Annotated in this window: 1 pseudogene; it reads right to left on the minus strand. The window is 66.9% G+C overall.

Annotation, left to right across the window (positions count from 1 at the left end):
• Nucleotides 1-284: pseudogene (locus tag ACFWVD_RS29000) on the minus strand (cytochrome P450); the annotation flags it as partial.

Consider the following 284-nt stretch of genomic DNA (forward strand, 5'->3'; position numbering starts at 1 on the left):
TCGATGGTGGCGGTGGCCAGTGTGCTGAGGACGTCCTCGCCCGGGTTGCGGCGGCGCTCCGCCATCAGGCCGGAGATGTAGAGCACGATCTCGTTGCGCGCCATCAGCGACACTTCTTCGCCGTCGTCGGCGCTGTACCGGGACAGGGTCTGCGCGTTCCAGTCCACGAGCTGTTCGCGGTCCTCGGCGGGGATGCCCATGAGGTCGCCGATGGTGTGGATGGGGATCCGGTCGGCGACCGCGGTGACGAAGTCCAGTTCGCCGATCTCGACGGCTTCTGAGAT

The sequence above is a fragment of the Nocardia sp. NPDC058666 genome (genome assembly GCF_042714895.1).
Classification (GTDB): Bacteria; Actinomycetota; Actinomycetes; order Mycobacteriales; family Mycobacteriaceae; genus Nocardia.